Genomic DNA, 21,889 nt, shown 5'->3' with positions numbered 1-21,889 from the left:
TGCAACACTTGCTGTGGGTGCAACTGATAGCACTACATTCTCAGCTTCACATACCATTACACAAGAAGATATCAACGCAGGATTGGTTTACAACTTGGCTTTGGCTACTGCTAAAGATCCAAAAGACAAACCCGTAACTGATACATCGTCTGACCCTACTCCTTGCACTACTTGTCCTAAAAATCCTGAGTGTACAGATTGTACTATTACTGAATTAAATCAAAATCCAAGTATCGAAATCACAAAAGATGGGGTTTATGTGGATAGCAACAACGATGGTAAAACCAATGTTGGGGATATCGTTTCATACAACTTTGTAATCAAAAATACAGGTAACGTTACTTTAACCAATGTAACAGTTACTGATAATAATGCTATAGTAACTGGTGGACCAATTGCAACACTTGCTGTGGGTGCAACTGATAGCACTACATTCTCAGCTTCACATACCATTACACAAGAAGATATCAACGCAGGATTGGTTTACAACTTGGCTTTGGCTACTGCTAAAGATCCAAATGACAAACCCGTAACTGATACTTCTTCTGACCCTACTCCTTGCACTACTTGTCCTAAAAATCCAGAATGTACTGATTGTACCATCACTGAATTAAACCAAAGTCCAAATATCGACATTACAAAAGATGGGGTGTATGTAGATAGCAACAACGATGGTAAAACCAATGTTGGGGATATTGTTTCATACAACTTTGTAATCAAAAATACAGGTAATGTAACCTTGACTAATGTAACTGTAACTGATAATAATGCTGTGGTAACTGGTGGACCAATTGCAACACTTGCTGTGGGTGCAACTGATAGCACTACATTCTCAGCTTCACATACCATTACACAAGAAGATATCAACGCAGGATTGGTTTACAACTTGGCTTTGGCTACTGCTAAAGATCCAAATGACAAACCAGTAACTGATACATCATCTGACCCTACTCCTTGTGCTACTTGTCCTAAAAATCCAGAGTGTACTGATTGTACTATTACTGAATTGAATCAAAACCCAAGTATCGACATCACAAAAGATGGCGTATACGTAGATAGCAACAATGATGGTAAAACCAATGTAGGCGATATCGTTTCGTACAACTTTGTAATCAAAAACACAGGTAATGTTACCTTGACTAATGTAACGGTAACTGATAATAATGCTGTGGTAACTGGTGGACCAATTGCAACACTTGCTGTGGGTGCAACTGATAGCACTACATTCTCAGCTTCACATACCATTACTCAAGACGATATCAACGCAGGATTGGTATACAACTTGGCTTTGGCTACTGCTAAAGATCCAAACGACAAACCCGTAACTGATACTTCGTCTGACCCTACTCCTTGCAATACTTGTCCAAAAAATCCAGAATGTACTGATTGTACCATCACCGAATTAAATCAAAGTCCAAGTATCGAGGTTGTTAAAACTGCTATTACAACAAGTTTTGCAAAAATTGGAGATATAATCAATTATGTAATTACAGTTAAAAATACTGGAAACGTTACTTTGAACCAAGTAATGGTTAAAGACCCATTGACAGGTTTAAATACAACCATTGAAGTATTAGCTACAGGTGAAACTAGAGAGTTTCCTCAAAGCTATACGGTAACACAAGAAGATTTGAACAAAGGCTCAGTGCTTAATGTGGCGTCAGCTACTGGCAAAGACCCAAAAGGAGGTACTGTTTCTGATGAAGACAGCGAAATTGTTAGCGAAAAAGAAACTCCAATTGATGCCGTAAATGATACTACTGGACCAATTGTTGGAATAAATCAAATTACAACTAATGTAATTAATGTTTTCACTAATGATACGCTAAACGGAACTGCTGTTAATCCAAATGATGTGATACTTTCAACAGACAATTCTAACCCATACTTACATTTAAATGAAGATGGTTCAGTTGATGTATTAGCAAATGCACCTGAAGGCACTTTGACACTAACCTATCAAATATGTGAAAAATTGAACACAACCAATTGTGATACTGCAACAGTAACTATTACAATTGTAAAACCAATTATGACGGTTACTGCAGAAGCTATTTGTATCAATGATGTTCCTTATTTAAAATACACCACTACAGCAGTAAACTTTACTCCTACTAACGGTGTTACATTAACTTGGTTAGATGGAACTAATAAAATAGTTAGTACAATGGAAAACTTACCATTAAACGGACAAGTTTTATGGCCAGGTGCTACCGTTGACTCAAATGGTGTAGGAACAGATTGGCCTGGTTGGTTGCTTGTTGATAATAAATGGATTCAAGGAGCAGATGGATTCGAAAACATCAGACCTACTGCCTCTGTAACTTTTGCATTGAATCCAGAAGTTACTGTGATAGTAAATTATCCACCTGCTGACCCTTTCTGTACTTCAAGACCAACATTCAAAATTGATGCAGTAAATGATTCTGCATATACTCCAGATGGTTTCTTTGGTGCTACAAATGTGTTGAATATATTCAAAAATGATACATTGAATACAGTTGTATTAAATCCAGCTGATGTTAATTTAACCTTAGTTACACCAGATCCAACTGGCTCATTAATCCTAAATCCAGATGGTTCTGTAGACGTAAAACCAAATACTCCTACAGGAACTTATGTATTGACTTATCAAATTTGCGAAAAAGCTGATGTTAATAATTGCGACACGGCAATTGTAACGGTTGATGTTGAATTATCGTTACCACCGGCTCCACCCGTTCCTGTTTTAGCCGTTGATGATACTGCTGGACCAATTAATGGAGCCAATGGAGCATCAAATATCTTGAATGTTCTAACAAATGACAAGATTGGTCTAGAAAATGCGAGTTTAAGTACCGTTACTTTATCTCTTGTAACTCCAGATCCAACTGGCTTTATGACAATGAATACGGACGGTTCCATAGATATAAAAGAAGGAACTCCTTCAGGAACCTATGTTCTTACTTATCAAATATGTAAAATTGGTTCAACTAGTAATTGTGACACTGCTACAGTAACTGTAACTGTTATTTGTAATGAAAATACAAAAGTTTATGGCAAAATTTCTAATGTAGATACAAATACTCCATTGGCAAATGTACCTATTACCTTAAAGCCATTAAACGGAACTCCTGGACCAGTACTTTTTAAAGTTACCAAAGCAGACGGTTCTTACTCATTTGACAATATGGTAGCTGGAGAGTATGTTTTACAAGTTCAAGATGCCAACTTGAATAGTGCTTATGAGTTATTCAACACTACTCCTAGTTTCTTAATTATTACTGTTGAAAAATGTAATTACTTAGAAAGAAACTTTGGTTATGGTAAAACAGATCTTCCTGTTTTAGGTGACTTTGTTTGGTATGATTTAAACAATAATGGCAAACAAGATGAATGGTATGATGCCAATAACGACAACTTGGTGACCCAAAATATTCCAGATGCCAATGGAGCAATTGACTATAGCAAATGGGAATGGATTGATTTCAATGGAGATGGAAGTTATAAAGGAATTCAAAACACAGGAGAATTAAACGCTGCTGGTTTTGGAAACGGGACAACCAATATTCCTAACATCTATATCACAGGACCAAATGGCTTCTCAAGAACTGTTACAATGGGAATTCTAGGATATTGGAGAACAAGACCTGCTGCTGGAGCATATGGCGAGTATAGAATTGAATTTAAAGAAGACCCATTGTTTGAAGCTGCATCACAAGCTATGGCTGCTACTGGTCTCGTAAAAGTTTTACCATCTACCGGAGGCAAAGCAATTAATCCAAAATCATACAAAACAAGTAGCTATATCGATTGTGGTTCTACAACAAATAATGTTCTTTTTGCTACACTAACAGAACAAAAGCGTGTAAACTTGGATGTTGATTTCGGAATTAGTTGTAAAACTTTTGCTGGATTAGATGCTATTGATGATAATTACAGTTTTGTACAATGCAGTCAAACTGGTGTAATCGGAAATGTAATTACTGCAAATGATTTACTGAATGGAACTAATGCCACAACAAATGATGTTAATTTTAAAGTATTAACTGGTTCTAATCCATTCATCACATTTGATAATGTTGGAAATGTAACTATTTTGAGTGGAATATCAGTAGGAAAATATGTATTTACTTATCAAGTATGTAATACTCAATTCCCTACAGATTGCGATACAGCTACCGTTACCATAGAAGTTACTCCTATTGCTGCAATAACAATCAATAGCAGTGCTTGTAATGCTGATACGTCTGTGATAGATTTAAATTCCTTGTTACCAACCAATATTCCTTCTGGTGGAACTTGGATTGACTCAAGTAATTCAGCTGCACTAAATGGAAGTATTTTCTCTGCATTTGAACTAGCTGTTGGAGATTATCAGTTCGAATATAAAATTACAAATGGAGATTGCCCAAGAAATGTAATAATCAATATGAATGTTAATTTTGATTGTAAAGTTTTAGGATGTGGAACTGTAATTGTACACAATGCCTTTACTCCAAATGGTGATGGTTTAAATGAGATCTTTAAAATTGAAAACATTGATGATACCATCTGTTATCCTGAAAATAGTATAGAAATATACAATCGTTGGGGTGTATTAGTTTTCGAAACAAAAAACTATAACAATACCTCAAACTATTTTGACGGAATTTCAAGAGGAAGAACAACAATTAGCCAGTCATCAGGCTTACCAACAGGAACTTATTTTTACATCTTGAATTACACTTCTTACGACTTGAACGGTAAACCTGTACAAAATAAAAAAGATGGTTATTTGTATTTATCAAAATAAATATGTAATTTACTTATAATTAATAACATACAGCAACAAAAAACCTATTAACCTACTGGATTCTGAAGAATTCAAATGCTAAAAAATAGCTATTATGAAAACAAAATTTATCACTTTCATTGCGATATTACTGGCTACGGTGAGTTATGGACAACAAGATGCACAATTCACCCAATACATGTATAACACCATCAATATCAACCCAGCCTATGCAGGAAGTCGAGGCGCCATGAGCATCTTTGCTTTGCACCGAACTCAATGGGTAGGTTTGGATGGAGCACCAACCACAAATACCGCTTCAATAAACACTCCGATAAATAATAGCAACTTGGGATTAGGTGTTTCATTTGTAAATGACAAAATCGGTCCAACGAATGAAAACACTATTTCAGCAGATCTTTCTTATACCATTCCCACCTCAGAGAATTTCAAACTTTCTTTTGGAATGAAAGCAACTGCAAATATCTTTAATCTCAATGTAAACAAACTCAATCCTGCTGATCAAGGTGATCCTCAGTTTCAAAATCTGAGAAACGTTTTCACTCCAAACATTGGTGCTGGTATTTACTACCACTCTGACAAAGCTTATTTAGGATTATCGGTGCCAAATTTTATTCAAACCAATCGATACGATGATAATGAAGTAGCCATTTTTAAAGAGAAGATAAACTATTATTTAATTGGAGGTTATGTATTTGATTTGTCAAATGATATCAAGTTCAAACCCGCATTTTTAACCAAATTAGTAGAAGGATCACCGTTGCAAGTTGATGTTTCGGCCAACTTTATGTTTGTAGAGAAAGTTGTGGTTGGTGTGGCCTATCGTTGGAGTGCCGCCATGAGTGCAATGGTTGGATTTCAAGTCACTGATGGTTTGTACATTGGATATGGATACGATTTAGAAACTACTAATTTAGAAAATTATAATTCAGGTTCACATGAGATTTTCTTGCGTTATGAAATCTTCAAAAACAATGAAAAAATTACAACTCCAAGATTTTTCTAACCATGAAATTAAGAGTAACCTTATCAATTGTTATTATTTGCTTATTCTGTCCATTATTTATGTATAGCAATAATGATGTCTTTCAAATTAATTTAAATTCAGTTGATAAAAATAGTAATGAGAATGAAAACAAAGTGTATGAAGTTACAGAAATCATAAATATGCCATTTGGAAGCTCTAAAATTACCTATACCGTAAGCAACAAAAACTTAATTAACACCAATGATTTGGGACCGGACAATGTAAGAATCATCAAAGAAAAAACAATACATAAAATAAAAACAATACATAATCCTTCTGAAACTAAAACTAGTGGAAAAACTTCAAATGGAGATTTTAATACTAGCAGCAGTGAGATCAAAGACAATAAAACAATTATTATCGATCCGCTTGAAACCTATGAAAGAATGGTGGATAAAGGAGTTAAATCAATAGATCTTTTTAAGAAACTAGGCGATTACTATTTTTATAAAAATGATTATGTAAAAGCTACAAAATATTATGAAGCCTTATTTAAAATGACTAATGAAGTAAATCCTGATTATTATTTTAGGTACTCTAACGCTTTAAATAATATTGGTAAAAAAGTACTATCAGAAGAGTTATTAGAAAAATATAAAACATTAACCGCCAAGCAATAAAACAATACGTTGCAAGATTTAAAAAATTAGATCATGAAAAAACCGTTACTTCTTTGTCTTGCTGTGACCTCCTTTTTTTGGAGTTCTAGTTTTGCTCAAAAAGCCAAGATAGCTTCCGCAGATAAAAAATACAACAGTTACGCTTATGTAGATGCCATACAAACGTATGAACGTATTGCTGCCAAAGGCTATCAATCGTCAGAAATGTTCGAAAAATTAGGAAATGCATACTATTTCAACTCTGATTTTGAAAAGGCAGCTCAATGGTATGAACAATTATACCAACTCTCACCAGAATTAGAACCTGAATATTACTATCGCTATGCCCAATCATTAAAAGCCATTGGAAAAGAAAAAGAAGCAGAAGCTATATTGAAAAAATTTGAGGGAAAATCTGGTCAAGATAGTCGAGGCAAACGCTTGAAAAACAACACTAATTATCTGAATGAAATCAAAGCAAACGTTGGTCGATATACTATAGAGAATGCTGGAATCAATTCTAAATATTCAGATTATGGAAGCGCAATCGTAGAGAATCAATTGGTCTTTGCCTCTGCTAGAGATACTGGAGGGGTAAGTCAACGCATCCATACTTGGACCGGGGAACATTTCACAAATCTATATTCTGCAAATGTAGATAGCGAGCTTACTCCAAGTAATCCTGTTCGTTATGATGCTAATGTTAATTCAAAATTTCATGAAGCAACACCTGTATTTACTAAAGATGGCACCACCATGTATTTTACTAGGAATAATTTTTTAGATGGCAAAAAAGGAAAAGATGCTAACAAAGTTACATTACTTAAAATATACAAAGCCACTATGGTCAATAAAAGATGGACTAATGTGACCGAATTGCCATTCAATAGTAACAATTTCAGTACGGCACACCCCGCATTAAGTCCTGATGAGCAAACGTTGTATTTTGCTTCTGATAGACCTGGAACTATTGGACAGTCAGATTTATACAAAGTAAGTATTAATGCAGATGGAACATACGGAACTCCTGTTAATTTAGGCACAGCAATTAATACTGAAGGAAGAGAAACTTTTCCATTTGTAACCAAAGACAATCAATTATATTTTGCTTCTGATGGTCATCCAGGATTAGGTGGATTGGATATTTTTACTGCTAAAATTAATCCAAATGGTACTTTAGGATCCATAGAAAATGACGGAGCTGAAGTGAATTCACCTAAAGATGACTTTGGATATTTTAGAGATAGTGCTACAAATAAAGGTTTTTTTACATCCAATCGTGATGGAGGAATGGGCTCGGATGATATTTATAAATTCAATTTCAAACCTAGCTGTAAACAAATTCTAAAAGGAAGCATAACTGACAGTAAAACAGGAGCTTTGTTAGCCAATACTGCTGTTACATTAATTGATAATCAATACAATGCCGTTGGAGAAACTACTACCGATGCTTCAGGCAACTACAGTTTTGAGGTGGCATGTGGTAAAAGTTACAGTGTTAGAGCGATCAAAAAAGAGTACAACCCAAAAGAAGTTAAAATCAATATTCCAACAACCACTGGCGAAACCAAACTCGATATTCAGTTAGAAAGCAGTATTTGCCAAGTAGCCGTAGGAGATGATTTAGGTAAATGTTTTGGAATCAAAATGATTTATTTTGATTTGGATAAATCTAATATTCGTAAAGAAGCTGCTTTGGATTTAGCTAAAATATTAGATGTTTTGACCCAAAATCCAACTATGAAATTAGATATTCGTTCTCATACCGATTGTAGACAGACTGCTAAATATAATATGGCTTTATCAGAGCGAAGAGCACAATCCACAATCGCATGGCTAGTTTCAAAAGGAATTGATAAATCTAGATTAACAGGTAGAGGTTATGGTGAGTCGCAACTTATCAATGATTGTGGTTGTGAACCAACCAATAAGTCTAACTGTACAGAAGAACAACATCAAATGAACCGAAGAAGTGAATTTATTATAACTGCGCTCTAATTATTTTTTCAAAACTAAAAAAGCTACTTATCAAAAGTAGCTTTTTTTTTAGATAAACCAAAAGTAAATCTAAATCTTAGCAAAGATATTTACATAATATTTTTTTCCAGTAGCTGCATCTTGTCGGATTGATATTCCAAAATGCGTAAAATCACCTACTATATTTTCCTTATGACTTGGACTCTTTAACCAAGCATCAAAAGCTCCTGAGGGTGTAGCATAATTATAGGCAATGTTTTCAGATACATTTCTAGCACCTAAAACCTTAATAATCTCATTAGATCTTGATACAAAGTCATTGTGATTAACAACATTATTTGCAATCATATAATTTGCATGCTCTTCTGATTTAACAGAAATAAAATTAATTTTTTCTAGAGTATTTAAACCCATAGATTTTCTATAGTTGTTAATCAAAGTCAGTGTTTCAAGTTCTGTAGCAGAATAATTATAAGCAACTGAATTACCGATATCTGTTTTAGTTTCAGTATCTGCTATTTCTTCTGTTTCATTTGAACAAGAAGTCAAAATAAACAATCCTAAAAAAAGTAATGAAACAAATCGTAGTGTAGTTTTCATGACATTTGGTAATTTAAGTTTTAAAGTAGATTTGGGAAAAACTTCTTTAAAGTATGAATACTTTTATTTAATTCTTTATGTAAATTTAATAAAAATATCGTTGAAATACCAAATTTTATCGACGAACTACATGATTACCATATATTTATAATTTATTTCTTATATTATGGTGAAAGTCTGTTGATAGTCCAAGAAAAATCTTCCTGTAGCACATATTGTATTCTATCATGTAGACGATTAGGGCGTCCTTGCCAAAATTCGACCTCAAAAGGAACCACCAAATATCCACCCCAATAATCAGGTCTTGGAATTTGTTTTCCTTCATACTTGAGTTCTAATTCTTTTAAATTCTTCTCTAGAAAACCCCTTGAAGGAATTACTTCACTTTGATTAGAAACAATTGCTCCCAATTTACTTCCATCAGGTCTTGAATCAAAATATCCATCAGAAACACCTTCACTTGTTTTTTGAGCACGACCTTTGATTATAACTTGTCGTTCCATACTATGCCAAAAAAATGACAAACATACATTAGGATTCGCAGCTATAGCTCTACCCTTTTGAGAATTATAATTTGTATAAAAAACAAAACCTTCTTCATTAAATTTTTTTAATAGCACAACCCTTGATTTTGGAAATCCATCCAAACCAATAGTAGCAACAGTCATAGCATTAACTTCATCTACACCACCAAAATCCTCTACTTCATGAAACCATCGGTTAAATAAATTAATTGGATCTTCAGGAATAGCAGATTCTAATAACTCACTTTTATCATAGGATTTTCTGTAATTACTTAAATCTTTCATGATCATATTTTTTAAAGAAAAGAATAAATTAAGATATTCTCTTGTTATTGATTATGTAAAACGTACCTATATTAGATTTCGAAAGTAGTACCATCATCTGCTAATTGCACATTAGAAAAAACTGTTAAGGCTTCATCCTTAAAGGCATTAATACTTTCGTATCGTGTAGAATAATGACCTAAAAGTAAAGATTTTACATTTGCTTTTAAAGCAATTGTGGCTGCCTGAATTGCAGTGGAGTGCATCGTTTTTGTTGCTAATTGTGATTCACTTTCTAAAAAAGTTGTTTCGTGATATAATAAATCTACGCCTTTCACCAAAGGAATTAGTGACTCTGTATATACTGTATCTGAACAAAAAGCATATGATTTTGTTGGCTCCCCAGGAAAAGTTAGCTGCTCATTATTAATAACTTGTCCATTATCTAATGTAATATTGCCTCCCTTTTTAATCTTTTTATAGTAACAAACATCGATTTCCAATTCTTTAATTACATCGATGTTTAATCTTCTATCTCCTTCTTTCTCCCTAAACAAAAAACCATTGGTATACACTCTATGTTTTAATGGGATAGTAAAAACACTAACTTTTTCATCTTCAAAAATCAATTCACTTTCTTTTGAGTGTAACTCATGAAAATGAATCGTATAATTGGTCCAAGAATGTGAAAGTTTCAATTGAAGTTCGATAATCTCTTTTAAACCTTTTGGCCCATAAATATGTAAATCAGCTACTCTAGACAAAAGAGAAAAAGAAGAAATTAAACCAATAAGTCCATAAAAATGATCTCCGTGTAAATGTGAAATAAAAATATGACTGATTTTGGTGAACTTGACTTTGTTTTTACGCAATTGAACCTGGGTTCCTTCACCACAATCTATTAAAAAATACCTGTTTTTAATTTCCAACAATTGAGAGGTTGGATTAGTAAAAGTTCGAGGTGTCGCAGCATAGCAACCTAGTATGGTTAATTTCAAAGTAAAGCGTGTTGGTAGTAAATTATGTAGATACCTTATTAAAAACCTAAATCTCTCTCAATTTCTTCCATTTCAATAATATCATTTGCTTCTAGCAAAGAGGGAACTACTGTTATGGATTGTGGAACTGCATTGAAATCAATACCATCTGCAACAATAACCAATGATTTTTTTACTTTTTTATGGCTTTTGGCCAAAGGCAAAAAAAGTTTTATGGAAGCAATATCAACTGTTTTATCACTGGATACATCCAAAATCAAGTTAAAATCTTTGAAACTGGCATATTGATTTGTTACTTTTTCAATAAAAGTAGTTACAGCACCTTCTGTATCTTTAATAGTTATTGTATGTCCTTTTGTATCTACTTTCATCTTATTGAATTTTTGAAGCTAATAAATAAATTACAGCCATTCGAATTGCTACTCCATTTTCTACTTGGTTCAAAATAACAGATTGTTGAGAATCTGCCACATCAGAAGTAATTTCTACACCACGGTTTATAGGTCCTGGGTGCATAATTACAATCTCTTTACTTAATGAATCTAATAAGTTTTTATCGACTCCGTATTGTTGAGCATATTCACGTGTAGAAGGAAAAAAATTAACATCCATTCTCTCATTTTGGACTCTCAACATATTTGCTACATCACACCATTCCAATGCTTTACGCAAATCTGACTCAACCGTCACTCCAAGTGATTCGATATATCTTGGAATCAATGTTTTTGGACCACAAACTTTAACTTCTGCACCTTGCATCTGCAAAGCATATATGTTTGACAAGGCTACTCGTGAATGTAAAATATCTCCAACAATAACCACTTTCTTTCCTCCTACATCTCCCAATTTTTCTCTGATTGAATAACTATCCAAAAGAGCTTGTGTAGGATGTTCGTGAGCACCATCTCCAGCATTTACGATACTTGCTTTTACATTTTTTGATAAAAAATAAGCAGCTCCAGGATTTGCATGACGCATAACAACCATATCTACTTTCATCGATAAAATGTTATTAACAGTATCAATTAACGTTTCTCCTTTCTTTACGGAAGATTGGGCGGCAGAAAAACTGATAACATCTGCAGATAAACGTTTCTGAGCTAGTTCAAATGATAACTTGGTTCTAGTACTGTTTTCAAAAAAAATATTAGCTATGGTAATGTCTCGTAAAGAAGGAACTTTTTTGATGGGTCTATTGATAACTTCTTTAAAATGATCAGCTGTTTCAAAAATAAGGTCAATATCGTTCTTGGTGATATATTTAATTCCTAATAAATGATTTACGCTTAACTCGCTCATTTTTATACTTATTGATTATTATTGATTAAAAAAACACCATCTTCTCCTCCTTGTTCTGCCCAAGTAACTTTTACTTTTTCGTCATTAATAGCATCGACTTGACGACCTCGATAATCTGGCTGAATGGGTAAATCACGACTAAACCTTCTATCAATTAAGGTCAAAAGTTCAATGCCTGATGGTCTACCAAAAGACTGTATAGCAGTTAAAGCAGCTCTAATACTTCTTCCTGTGTACAATACATCATCTACAAAAATTACTTTTTTATTTTCGACCAAGAAATCAATTTGTGTAATATTGGCCTCCAACGGTTTATCGGTTCTTCTAAAATCATCTCTAAAAAAAGTGATGTCTAAAAACCCTATTTTTATGTTGGATACTTGGTAGTCGTTTTCTAAAATACTTTTTAAACGTTTGGCCAAAAATGTACCTCTAGGTTGAATTCCAATTAAGATAGTCTCAGAAAAATCAAGATGTTTTTCGATTAATTGACAAGCCAAACGATTTAGGATGATATTGACTTCTTTGGAAGTGAGCAATACTTTTTGATTCATGGTATAGTTTTGTTTGGTGTACAAATATACAAATTTCGATTTAGCAATAAACCAGGAATAGTTATAAAAGTAGAAGTCTTACATAAAATGAATATCTTTTGGGATGAAGGTAAAAACAAAAAAACCTTTCTTTCGAAAGGTTTAGTTGAATTATCTAGTATACATTTTAACTCTCAATTCTTGTATCTTATCGTCATCTAAATATTCATCAAAAGTCATGTAACGATCGATTACCCCATTTGGCGTAAGCTCTACTACTCTATTACCAACAGTTTGCGCAAACTCGTGATCATGAGTAGTAAAAATAACAGAGCCTTTGTAGTTTTTTAATGAATTATTAAAAGCTGTAATAGACTCCAAATCCAAGTGGTTTGTTGGCTCATCTAACATCAATATATTAGCCCTTTCCATCATCATTCTAGACAACATACAACGTACTTTCTCTCCTCCTGATAAAACTCTACTTGTTTTTAAAGCCTCTTCTCCAGAAAAAATCATTTTACCTAGAAAACCTCTTATATATACTTCGTCTCTTTCTTCTTCAGTTTTTGCATATTGACGCAACCAATCTACTAAGGTTAAATCATTTTCAAAAAAAGCATGATTCTCACTAGGTAAATAGGCTTGATTAGTAGTTACTCCCCATTCAAATTTACCAGAATCTGCAACTTGATTACCGTTTAAAATTTCATAAAAAGCAGTTGTTGCACGAGAATCTTTTGAAAAGAGTACGATTTTGTCTCCTTTTGCCATATTCAAATCTACACCTTTAAACAAAAGCTCTCCATCTACAGAAGCACTCAAATCTTGTACATTCAAAATCTGATCACCTGCTTCACGATCCTGATCAAAAATAATAGCTGGATAACGACGGCTAGAAGGTTTGATTTCCGCAATATTCAATTTAGAAATCATTTTTTTACGAGAAGTTGCTTGTTTCGATTTTGCAACGTTAGCACTAAAACGACGAATAAACTCTTCTAATTCTTGTTTCTTCTCCTCTGCTTTTTTGTTTTGTTGTGCACGTTGTTTCGCCGCTAATTGGCTAGATTCATACCAAAACGTATAGTTACCAGAATAATGACTAATTTTATTAAAATCGATGTCTGAAATATGTGTACAAACAGCATCTAAAAAGTGTCTATCGTGAGAAACTACAATTACTGTATTTTCATAATTAGCTAAGAAATTTTCTAACCAAGCAATGGTCTCAAAGTCCAAGTCATTGGTAGGCTCATCCATAATCAACAAGTCTGGATTTCCGAATAAAGCTTGTGCCAAAAGTACACGAACCTTCATTTTTCCTTCCAAATCGGCCATCAAAGTATAATGATTATCTTCAGTAATACCTAAGTTTGATAACATAGCAGCCGCATCAGAATCTGCATTCCATCCGTTCATTTCTTCAAACTGCACTTGCAATTCTCCAATTCTGTCAGCGTTTTTATCATTATAATCCAAATAAAGTTCGTCCATTTCTTTTTTGACAGCATACAAAACTTTATTACCCATCATCACCGTTTCAAGTACCGTATGCTCATCAAACATGTTGTGATTTTGGTTCAACACTGACATTCTTTTCCCTGGTTCTAAATGGATATGTCCAGAAGTTGGTTCCATTTCGCCAGAAATTATTTTTAAAAAGGTTGATTTTCCAGCACCATTGGCTCCGATTACTCCGTAAACATTACCGTGAGTAAAAGTGGTGTTTACTTCATCGAATAAAATTCTTTTACCAAATTGAACTGATAAATTATTAACTGTTAACATGAATTGCTTTTTTAAAAATTTTTTGCAAAAATACAAAAAAATACTGATTTATTTTTGTTGTAATAAATCAGTATTTTCGGAAATAAATTACATATAATCAATTCGTTTTTAACACATTATCTATGCTATCCACCATTCCATCTTTGTTTTTATCTAAAATCAATTCCCAAAACATGATGCCACCAAGCTTCTTCTTTATGGCATAGTTTGTTTTAATTGCTACCGACTTAGGGTCATCCCCTGTTGCAAAGAGTTGTTCTTTTTGGTTGTACCAATAAGGGGCTTGTGCTTTTTTATCCCAATAATAAATCCAGCCTTTTTCTTTAGTTAATTTAGTATCAAAATCTTTGAAATCAATGCCATTGGTAGCCTCACCAGTTTGATATAAGCCATTATTGATAGAAGCAACATTTTTCCAAATACGAGTATAAAAAGCTGCACCAATAACAAGTTTATTTGCAGGCACCCCCAACTTTAAAAGATAGTCAACGGCCTTGTCAGTTGATTCTTCCTCTGTTTTTGTACTGAACAATGGAGTATGATGTCCTGTCACCGTAGCATAACCATTCACTAAATCATAGCTCATTATATTTACCCGATTAACCAATGGAACAATCGCTTTCCAATCTACAGCCTCTTTCAAATATTTCATAAACCCACCTGCGGCAAAACTCAGTTCATTTTTTGGTCCTAAAGCATTGCGCAAAGCAACTACAAGAGCCGTAAAATTAGACTTATCTTGAGGTTGAAATTTGTGTCCAGGAAAACCTTCGATTGTAGGGTATTCCCAGTCTAAATCTAATCCATCGCATTTAAAATAGGCATTTACTTCCTGTACAGATTTAGCAAAAACAGCAATTTTTTCAGCTGAATCAAAACCTTCTGAACAAGGCTCACAACCTCCCCATCCTCCCAAAGAAAGCATCACTTTTAATTTAGGATTTATTGATTTTAGAGAAACCAAATGCTTAATTGCAGCAGAATCTTTAGCCGTATCTACATTTAATTTACCTTCTTTTAAATGACAAAAACTATAAATAATATGAGTCAATTTTTTAACATCATAAGTGTCGATTTGTCTATCGTCACCAGTATAGTAGGCAATCACAGAAAAATCATTATGCTTTTGTGCTAAAGCATAAATAGAAAAGAAAAGGAAAACAATTAAAAATTTACAATCTTTCATCGATAATTCAATTTAAATTAAAACACCATTATTAACAAAAAAACCTAGTAAAATTACTAGGTTTTCTACATTAATTTCTTAAAAAACAATAACCAAATTGAAAAGAAATTAACACCAATTCAAGAATTAATAGAAACTAAATAAACCAAACTTAATCAAACTAAACACTATTAATTATTGAACGAAAAATTATAATTCTACCATTTTTTTTAATCCTAAATAAACCGCCAATTCAACATCTGCGTGTGCTTTGGAGTTGCATTTTTCTAATAACTCTTTCGCTGTATCACCGTTATAACTGGAATTCTTTTGCAACTTATAAAGCAATTGTTCTGACAAATCATGTAACGCTTTGGATAAAGGCAAAAGAGGTTGTACCAATGGCGCATTTTGACTTAACAACTCTAAATCCTTGTGATTTTGTATCCATTTATTCAAAAAGATAGTAATGTCTTTCTCAACTGAGACGTCTTTACTTTTTACGTATGCATCAACTAATCCATTAAAAACCAATGCATCTTCTGCATCTGGCGTACAAGCATCAGCAAATAAGGTAAACGGAGAATACATTTGATATTCTGTTCCTCCAGCATTACGAGAATATATTTTTAAAGGCTCACAAACTGCTGAAAATATTTGCAAAGCATTTGTATTTTGGTTGTTACTAATATTTCGCAACAACACTTCTTTATTTCGAATATGCGTAATTCCTAATTCTTCCAATCGAAAAGAAATGGTTTTCAATCTTTTTCGCAGACTTGCCAAATCAGTTACATTAGCATCAGACCAAAGTCTTTCAGCAATAGCAGCAGTTCTTGGCCAAATTCTTGAATCAATTGTCTCGGGAGTAACCAATTCGCTCCACATTGTAGCTTCGCCTCCTAAAATTCTAGCCTTTTCTTCTGCGGAAAGCGAGGCATTTTTAGGCATTAGATCATTCAAATAGTGACTTTCAACACCTTGAACCAAATCCACATAAAAACCATTGGACAAAACTGTTTTATAGCCATTTTTAGCAGCTGTGATCAAAGAACTACCAGCAGCTACACCTTCGTTTGGTCCTTTCCAAGAATGAATAATAGCCTCTTTGGACATATTCTTAGTCATAATTTCTTCCCACCCCATCAATTCTTTCTTATGCTTTTTTAACATCGGAATTAACTGCATCGTAAAATAAGTCTGCAATTCATGATTGTTGGCCAACTTATTCTTCTTCATAAATTCTTGAATCTTAGGATTAGCATCCCAATCTTTGCCTTCATTTTCATCGCCACCAATGTGGAAATATTTACCCGGAAACAATGGGCAAACTTCATCAAAAATCTCACTTAGCAACTGGTAAGTTCTTGGATTAGAAGGATCTAATGTAGGTGTAAAAATACCTGCATTTCTCTCTAACGAATAAGTAACTAGACCTGATGCTTTCTGCGTAGTTTCAGATGACCCTTTATTTATCGTCACAACTTTACTTCCTATTTCTGGAAAAGCAGTCAAAATTGCAGAAGCATGACCCGGCACATCAATTTCAGGTACCACAAGAATACCTCTATCAGCAGCATATTTAACAATACCTTTAATTTCTTCTTGAGTATAAAAAAGACCATCAGAGGCTTTATCTGTAAGCACTTTATGCTTTTTCATTTCTATTCTCCAACCTTGATCATCTACCAAATGCCAATGAAAAACATTCATTTTCATCGCAGCCATAGCGTCTAAGTTTCTTTTAATAACATCAACAGGTTGAAAATGTCTTGCAGCATCAATCATTAATCCACGCCAAGTAAAACGAGGCATATCTGTGATGGTTACGTTAGGAAAATAGAAAGAAGTAGCATTATTTTGAAGCAATTGCAAAAGTGTTTCCAATGCATGCATCGCGCCTAAATCAGAGGAAGCATTGATTGAAATTGCATTCGACTGTATCGTCAATTGATAACTTTCATCTTCGTACAAGCCAATTCTTCCGGCTTTTATACAATTAATTTGCAATTGCGCATCAGGAAATTCATTGGTTGAAGTCACAAAACCTTGCTTAAAAAATAACCCAGTTCTACCATCCAATCGTCTTAAAAAGTTAGAAGCTGCTACAAAAACTCTAGGATTAGGTTGTCCGGTAACATTTACTTTAAAAGAAGAATTCAATGGAAAATTTCCAGACTTTAACTCAATTTTTTGTGGCCAAGGCATTAAATTTAAAGACTCATTGCTTACTTGAGCTGTCGTAGCTAATGTTACAAAAAACAGTATAAAAAGGTATTTCATAAGTGGTTTTGGTATATAAAATCTTCCATCAGGTGGTTAATCCTAATGTCGAGAAGAACCATTCGGCCGAATACACAACCGAATGGATTTTTAATTCTTAATAATCAAATCGTTTAAATGCCTCGATAGCTTCATATTCTGCCAAACCTAAATCATCGTATAATTTGGCCGTATTTTTATTGCGGTCTTCAGCGCGTACCCAAAATTCTCTTGAGTCATTACCTTGGAACATCACGCGATCTTTTTGAGATTGGTGAAATAAAATCGCTTGTCGTTTCAACAATACTTCGTCTGGACTTAATGGAACAGCCATATCAATTTCATGTAAATCCCATTCGTGCCAAGCACCTCTGTATAACCACAACCAACAATCTTTCATGTAAGGTTTGCCTTTTAATTGTTTTAAAGCGGCAAAAATGGCATTCAAACACACTTCATGAGTTCCGTGTGGATCGGCTAAATCCCCTGCTGCAAAAACTTGATGTGGCTTAATTTTAGCGATGATATCTGCTACAATTTCAACATCTTCTGTTCCAAGAGGGTTTTTCTTTACTTGACCTGTTTCGTAAAAAGGCAAATCCAAGAAGTGAACATTTTCATCTTTTAAACCGATGTAACGTACTGCAGCATACGACTCTCTTCTTCTAATTAGACCTTTTAATTTTCTAACTTCTAAAGAATCGATTTGATTGTCGTTCTTGTTTTTTAAGAAATCAATTACGGCTTGGAAGTTGATTTTACTACTATCTTCACCAACAAAATCATTGCATACCTCCGCAAATTTCAAGGCCTCATCATCAGTCACAGCAATATTTCCAGATGTTTGATACACTACATGAACCTCATGTCCTTGCTTGATTAATTTAGCAAAAGTACCTCCCATTGAAATCACATCATCATCAGGATGAGGGCTAAATAAAATCACTCTCTTTTTAGCTGGATTAGCTCTTTCTGGTCGGTGTGCGTCATCAGCATTTGGTTTTCCTCCAGGCCAACCTGTAATGGTATGTTGCAACACATTGAACATGTTTATATTCAAATCATAAGCTGATCCTTCTTGCGCTAACAAGTCAGACATACCGTTGTTGTTGTAATCTCTATCAGTAAGTTTTAAAATAGACTGATTTGTTTTTTGACACAACCAAACAATCGCTTTACTTTTTAGTTCTTGATTCCAAATACACTCCCCTACTAACCAAGGCGTTTCAAAACGAGTTAGTGCAGAAGCAGCTGATTGATCCAAAACAAATGTTGCGTTAGGATGATTTTGCAAAAAAGTCGCAGGTACTTCTGAACTAATTTCACCCTGAATCGTTCTTTTGATGATATCCGCTTTATTTTGCCCCCAAGCCAATAAAACGATACGTTTTGAACGCATAATGGTTGAAACTCCCATAGTAATTGCACGTTTAGGAACGTTTGCAATTCCATTAAAATCAGAAGAAGCATCTACTCTAGTGATATGATCCAAAGTAATGATTCTAGTACCCGAATTAATATGTGATCCAGGTTCATTGAAACCAACGTGACCTGTTCTACCAATTCCTAATAATTGAAAATCAAGACCTCCTGCATTTTTAATGTTCATTTCGTAATCGATACAGTATTGATTCAATTCGTCGATAGCTATGGTTCCGTCAGGAATATGAACATTATCAGGGTGGATGTCAATATGATTGAAAAGATGCTGGTGCATAAAATAGTGATAGCTCTGCTTGCTTTCTTTGTTCATTGGATAATATTCATCCAAGTTAAAAGTAATTACATTTTTAAAGCTTAAGCCTTCTTCTTTATGCATACGAACCAACTCTTCGTATACTTTTATCGGTGAAGAACCCGTTGCAAGACCTAAAACACAGTTTTTGTTTTCTTCTTGTTTGGTTCTAATCAAAGTGGCAATTTCTTCGGCTACAATTTTTGAGGCTTCAACTGAGTTTTTAAAAATTTCGTTATGAATTTTTTCAAATCTAGTTTCTTCAAATTTACCCGCACTTTTGTAACTAATATCCGGTTTTATCTCTAAAGCATTTTTCATTGTACTATAATTTTAATTCTAAAAGTTTTTTTTGGTTTTCTTGCTAAATAGTCTGTTTAATTTCTAAAAGAAGATTAAGGATTAATTAAATTTAAATTACTGATATATTTCGATTTACATCTTAAAAAAATCAATTTAATTTTAAATATACCTCAAATGTAGGCCTATTATTTGTGGCAAAAAAATAAAAAAAACAAACGGTCAGAGTTTATATACCAACGACATTATTTAGTCAATAAAGTGCGTTTATGGTATTTGTATATGAGAAAAACCAGATTTATGCATTATAAATTTGTCTTTCAATTTCTTCTTAACCCTACCAAAAAAGGAAGAAAAAATTGCATGAATTATACAGTACAGCAAAACATAAAACATGCAATTTGTAATAAAAAGGAATAAGTAACTCTTATATTACTTATTCCCTTTTTTAAAAAAATTAAAAGTTAGGTCCTGTAGTATCCCACCACAATCTTGTTCCTCCTGTATCAGGTCCACCAAGTTTTGCTAAACCTGTAGCAACACCTCCTGCATTACCATCTTTTTCAGATTGCACGAAGTTTACCCTACGTACACCTAAAGCTGTAGAAATTTTTCCTCCACTGGTGTTTTTAAGTACTGGAAACAATTTTGGATACCCTGTTCTTCTATATTCAGACCAAGCTTCTTGTCCTTCTGGGAAACCAGCAATCCATTTTTGCGTGATAATTTTTTGTAATTTCACTTCATTAGAAGCTGCTGCATCCCATGCAACAGTTACTGTATTCAGTGCAGCTCCATTATTTACTGGGAAATTTGGGTCTACATAATCTTTAGCTGTTTTAGTATTATCAGCAATATAAGCAGCTACACCAGAAACTCCATGTTGAGCAAAAGAGTTTGTGATTCCTAATTCATATAAACTTTGAGCTGTTCCTCCCATATTCCATCCTCTTAATGCTCCTTCAGCTCTTAACAAATAAACTTCGGCAGTTGTCATTAATACAATTTCTTTAGAATTAACAATTGGTCCGATTTCAGAAAAATCTTCATGGTCTTTCTTAGCAGCAATCTCAATTCCAGTTCTAACACCTTTGAATTCTCCAGGAAACTGTTTAGATGTCTTGAAGTAAACTGAAAGTCTTGGATCTTGATATCCGCCCATGATAGACTCCATATCGGCAGACATTTTAACATCTTGCCAAGCACCGCTAATGGTAGCAATAGGATTAGTAAAGTTAGGAGAGACTACTTTGAATATATCATCATTAGTTGTCATTACACCGAATTTTTGAGATATCGCTTTTTCAGCTTCAGCCTTAGCCAAAGTTGGATTTTTCTTTACAATACGCATCGCTAAACGTAAACGCAAAGAGTTTGCGAATTTTACCCATTTTTGATAATCACCTTTATAACCAGATAAATCTGTAGTTGCAAAAGTTGAAGCTTCTCCTGCATCTACTCTTTTAGTTAAATCGGCTACAGCAAAATCCAATTCTTTAAACATTTGATTATAAACCTCCTCTTGAGAGTCATATTCAATTGTTTTTTCTGTGGTTCCAAATTTAGAATATACTATTGGACCATAAGTATCAGTAACTCTATGCATTCCCAATACTTTCAAAATTAATGATAATGAATAAAATTGATCGTATTTACCTTTTGCTTTTTGCTCCACTGAATAAGCATTAAACATTACATCTCCGTAAGCTGACCCCCAAGCAAATCCATTCCATCCATCTACTAAATCATAAGTAGTATTGTTGGTACCACCTCTAAAAGGCGTTGGAGTAGCCATATAACCTGACCAAATATCTCCTTGAAGACCTTGTTGAACTTGATACTTCCATTCTGGTGTCAAAACAATGATGTTATTAAATATTGGAGCAAAAGATCCTTTAATGTTATTAAAATCTTGTTCTAACTGTGTTTCTGTAAAACCTTCTGGATTAGCATTCAATTCGTCAAAATTGTTTGTGCAACTTACTGCAGCAAGTAAGGAAACACAAATAGCTGTTTTTTTAATTGTATTTAGTTTCATGTT

At 33.6% G+C, this 21,889-nt stretch carries 15 protein-coding genes; 4 read left to right on the top strand and 11 right to left on the bottom strand.

Translation table 11 applies throughout. The annotated features are described in order from the left end of the window. The 4 genes from ACZ1AQ_RS11150 to ACZ1AQ_RS11135 form a co-directional block, all read left to right on the top strand. On the top strand, window positions 1-4,774 hold a 4,774-nt coding region (locus tag ACZ1AQ_RS11150), incomplete at its 5' end, for a DUF7507 domain-containing protein (protein WP_489632979.1). Between the two features lie 94 nt (window positions 4,775-4,868). Then, entirely contained in the window at window positions 4,869-5,780 is a 912-nt protein-coding gene (locus ACZ1AQ_RS11145) for a PorP/SprF family type IX secretion system membrane protein (protein ID WP_489632978.1), read from the top strand. A gap of 2 nt (window positions 5,781-5,782) precedes the next feature. Beyond that, entirely contained in the window at window positions 5,783-6,421 is a 639-nt protein-coding gene (locus ACZ1AQ_RS11140) for a tetratricopeptide repeat protein (RefSeq protein WP_489632977.1), read from the top strand. 33 nt (window positions 6,422-6,454) lie between these two features. Beyond that, window positions 6,455-8,398, top strand: a complete 1,944-nt coding sequence (locus ACZ1AQ_RS11135) for an OmpA family protein (protein ID WP_489632976.1) — start codon at window positions 6,455-6,457, stop codon at window positions 8,396-8,398. Between the two features lie 69 nt (window positions 8,399-8,467). On the opposite strand, the gene ACZ1AQ_RS11130 is transcribed toward ACZ1AQ_RS11135, so the two are convergent. The 11 genes from ACZ1AQ_RS11130 to ACZ1AQ_RS11080 form a co-directional block, all read right to left on the bottom strand. Then, complete coding sequence (locus ACZ1AQ_RS11130; RefSeq protein WP_489632975.1) at window positions 8,468-8,977, bottom strand: CAP domain-containing protein; 510 nt, start codon at window positions 8,975-8,977, stop codon at window positions 8,468-8,470. Window positions 8,978-9,141: 164 nt separating this feature from the next. Then, window positions 9,142-9,786 (bottom strand): pyridoxamine 5'-phosphate oxidase, encoded by a 645-nt coding sequence (gene pdxH, locus ACZ1AQ_RS11125; protein WP_489632974.1) that lies wholly within the window; start codon window positions 9,784-9,786, stop codon window positions 9,142-9,144. A 71-nt stretch (window positions 9,787-9,857) separates the two neighbouring features. Further along, on the bottom strand, window positions 9,858-10,763 hold the full coding sequence (locus ACZ1AQ_RS11120) for a ribonuclease Z (RefSeq protein WP_489632973.1): 906 nt from the start codon (window positions 10,761-10,763) through the stop codon (window positions 9,858-9,860). Between the two features lie 38 nt (window positions 10,764-10,801). Continuing rightward, the gene (locus tag ACZ1AQ_RS11115; protein ID WP_489632972.1) at window positions 10,802-11,134 is read right to left on the bottom strand and encodes a ribonuclease Z; all 333 of its coding nucleotides are present in this window, start codon (window positions 11,132-11,134) and stop codon (window positions 10,802-10,804) included. A 1-nt stretch (window position 11,135) separates the two neighbouring features. Continuing rightward, the gene (locus ACZ1AQ_RS11110; protein ID WP_024982693.1) at window positions 11,136-12,062 is read right to left on the bottom strand and encodes an aspartate carbamoyltransferase catalytic subunit; all 927 of its coding nucleotides are present in this window, start codon (window positions 12,060-12,062) and stop codon (window positions 11,136-11,138) included. A gap of 8 nt (window positions 12,063-12,070) precedes the next feature. Next, window positions 12,071-12,616, bottom strand: a complete 546-nt coding sequence (pyrR, locus tag ACZ1AQ_RS11105; RefSeq protein WP_159684599.1) for a bifunctional pyr operon transcriptional regulator/uracil phosphoribosyltransferase PyrR — start codon at window positions 12,614-12,616, stop codon at window positions 12,071-12,073. 150 nt (window positions 12,617-12,766) lie between these two features. Beyond that, on the bottom strand, window positions 12,767-14,386 hold the full coding sequence (locus ACZ1AQ_RS11100; protein WP_489632971.1) for an ABC-F family ATP-binding cassette domain-containing protein: 1,620 nt from the start codon (window positions 14,384-14,386) through the stop codon (window positions 12,767-12,769). Window positions 14,387-14,483: 97 nt separating this feature from the next. Beyond that, entirely contained in the window at window positions 14,484-15,572 is a 1,089-nt protein-coding gene (locus ACZ1AQ_RS11095) for a glycoside hydrolase family 18 protein (RefSeq protein ID WP_489632970.1), read from the bottom strand. Window positions 15,573-15,761: 189 nt separating this feature from the next. Beyond that, entirely contained in the window at window positions 15,762-17,834 is a 2,073-nt protein-coding gene (locus ACZ1AQ_RS11090; protein ID WP_489632969.1) for a beta-N-acetylhexosaminidase, read from the bottom strand. 97 nt (window positions 17,835-17,931) lie between these two features. Next, window positions 17,932-19,869 (bottom strand): glucosamine-6-phosphate deaminase, encoded by a 1,938-nt coding sequence (gene nagB, locus ACZ1AQ_RS11085; protein WP_489632968.1) that lies wholly within the window; start codon window positions 19,867-19,869, stop codon window positions 17,932-17,934. Window positions 19,870-20,305: 436 nt separating this feature from the next. Next, complete coding sequence (locus tag ACZ1AQ_RS11080) at window positions 20,306-21,886, bottom strand: RagB/SusD family nutrient uptake outer membrane protein (RefSeq protein ID WP_489632967.1); 1,581 nt, start codon at window positions 21,884-21,886, stop codon at window positions 20,306-20,308. Between the last annotated feature and the right edge of the window lie 3 nt (window positions 21,887-21,889).

The sequence above is a fragment of the Flavobacterium sp. UM26 genome (genome assembly GCF_057922445.1).
The sequence above is the reverse complement of the archived record's forward strand: the minus strand, read 5'-3'. Positions and strand labels throughout refer to the sequence as shown.

What these genes read in the sequence shown, in the direction of transcription:
- ACZ1AQ_RS11135 (WP_489632976.1), top strand. Translation starts at nt 6,455, where the DNA reads ATGAAAAAACCGTTACTTCTTTGTCTTGCTGTGACCTCCTTTTTTTGG.
- ACZ1AQ_RS11115 (WP_489632972.1), bottom strand. Translation starts at nt 11,134, where the DNA reads ATGAAAGTAGATACAAAAGGACATACAATAACTATTAAAGATACAGAA.
- ACZ1AQ_RS11110 (WP_024982693.1), bottom strand. Translation starts at nt 12,062, where the DNA reads ATGAGCGAGTTAAGCGTAAATCATTTATTAGGAATTAAATATATCACC.
- pyrR (WP_159684599.1), bottom strand. Translation starts at nt 12,616, where the DNA reads ATGAATCAAAAAGTATTGCTCACTTCCAAAGAAGTCAATATCATCCTA.
- ACZ1AQ_RS11080 (WP_489632967.1), bottom strand. Translation starts at nt 21,886, where the DNA reads ATGAAACTAAATACAATTAAAAAAACAGCTATTTGTGTTTCCTTACTT.
- ACZ1AQ_RS11145 (WP_489632978.1), top strand. Translation starts at nt 4,869, where the DNA reads ATGAAAACAAAATTTATCACTTTCATTGCGATATTACTGGCTACGGTG.
- pdxH (WP_489632974.1), bottom strand. Translation starts at nt 9,786, where the DNA reads ATGAAAGATTTAAGTAATTACAGAAAATCCTATGATAAAAGTGAGTTA.
- ACZ1AQ_RS11090 (WP_489632969.1), bottom strand. Translation starts at nt 17,834, where the DNA reads ATGAAATACCTTTTTATACTGTTTTTTGTAACATTAGCTACGACAGCT.
- ACZ1AQ_RS11095 (WP_489632970.1), bottom strand. Translation starts at nt 15,572, where the DNA reads ATGAAAGATTGTAAATTTTTAATTGTTTTCCTTTTCTTTTCTATTTAT.
- ACZ1AQ_RS11100 (WP_489632971.1), bottom strand. Translation starts at nt 14,386, where the DNA reads ATGTTAACAGTTAATAATTTATCAGTTCAATTTGGTAAAAGAATTTTA.
- ACZ1AQ_RS11130 (WP_489632975.1), bottom strand. Translation starts at nt 8,977, where the DNA reads ATGAAAACTACACTACGATTTGTTTCATTACTTTTTTTAGGATTGTTT.
- nagB (WP_489632968.1), bottom strand. Translation starts at nt 19,869, where the DNA reads ATGAAAAATGCTTTAGAGATAAAACCGGATATTAGTTACAAAAGTGCG.
- ACZ1AQ_RS11140 (WP_489632977.1), top strand. Translation starts at nt 5,783, where the DNA reads ATGAAATTAAGAGTAACCTTATCAATTGTTATTATTTGCTTATTCTGT.